Source organism: Phocaeicola sp. RTP21198st1_B8_RTP21198_201120 (assembly GCF_040929485.1).
Lineage (GTDB): Bacteria > Bacteroidota > Bacteroidia > Bacteroidales > Bacteroidaceae > Phocaeicola > Phocaeicola dorei.
Genome location: NZ_JBCOCI010000414.1, coordinates 1 through 1,237, shown reverse-complemented (window position 1 = coordinate 1,237; position 1,237 = coordinate 1). Strand labels below are relative to the sequence as shown.

The window sequence follows — 1,237 nt, the reverse complement described above, 5'->3', positions numbered from 1 at the left end:
ACGCAATAGGAGATGTACAAGTCGGTAATTCTCAGGAGTTGGATTATGCTTCCCGTTCTTTATGGCCAGAACTTTTGCAAGCAGATTCGTCTTCGTTCAATATATTTTTAGGTGATTTAGTGAATAACAATTTAAATTTATTTCCCGCTATCAAACAGATGATGGAACTATTGCCTGTACAATCATGGACAGTTATAGGTAATCACGATCGGGATGCTGATTCTATAAGGATTAATCAAACCTTTTCATATAATACAGCTTTTGGATCAGCGACTTATGCTTTTAACGAAGGAAACGTACATTTTATTGTTCTAAATAATGTCTATGGTAAAGGAACACGTTCTTATGTAGGGAAGATTTCTGATAGTCAATTGCGCGTTGTCTCAAATGCTCAGATCGTACTTTGTATGCATATTCCATTAGTACATACTACTAATTCATCCGCATTGATTGAAATATTAGAAGGACGAGGGAATGTTTTAGCTTTGACTGGGCACATGCATCAGGTGGAGAGGAATTTTTTACATGGTCAGGATGTTTGTGTACATGAATTAGTAACAGGGGCTTCTTGTGGTTTCTGGTGGGTGGGAGAAAAGGATTGGGAAGGTATTCCGTCTGCTTTGATGCAATGTGGTACTCCTCGTAATTATTTTGTTTTTGATTTTACAGAGAAAGACTATTCTTTCCGGTATAAGGGCATAGGGATGGATGCTTCCCGACAGATGAATATTTGGATTGCAGGTATTGACTCGACAGATGTTTATATCGATGAATTGAGAAACAAACACCAGGGAGAAATGCTTGTAACTGTTTATGGAGCTTCAGATAGTACAATAGTACGTTGTCGTTTGGATAATGGTGAATGGTTATTATGTGAGAAGAAAGAAGAACTTGATGTGAATGTAGCAAGGGTGAGAAGTTGGAATCAGCTAAAAATATATCCAACTCGTTTCAATCGTAGAAATCCGTTCAGAAGGCAATTTTCTCCTCAAATCTGGGGACTACAATTACCTAAAGAGTGCTGCGAAGGTGTTCATTTGATCGCTGTTGAAGCTTCTGATCAATGGGGATTTAAAGCTAGTGGCGAACGCTGCTTTTATTATCAAAGATAGTATTTTTTAAGGAATTCTGTATATCTGTAAATAGAGCCAATATCTGTCTTATTAGACAATCGGATACATTGGGTAATATGACTAACAAGTAACTTCATCTTTTTTATTATGATATAAATGAAGCC

The 1,237-nt window shown here is 36.9% G+C and carries 1 protein-coding gene; it reads left to right on the top strand.

Annotation, left to right across the window (positions count from 1 at the left end; all coding sequences use genetic code 11):
• A partial coding sequence (locus AB5935_RS26840) for a calcineurin-like phosphoesterase C-terminal domain-containing protein (RefSeq protein ID WP_368327960.1) occupies positions 1-1,112 on the top strand: 1,112 nt, incomplete at its 5' end.
• Positions 1,113-1,237 lie beyond the last annotated feature (125 nt).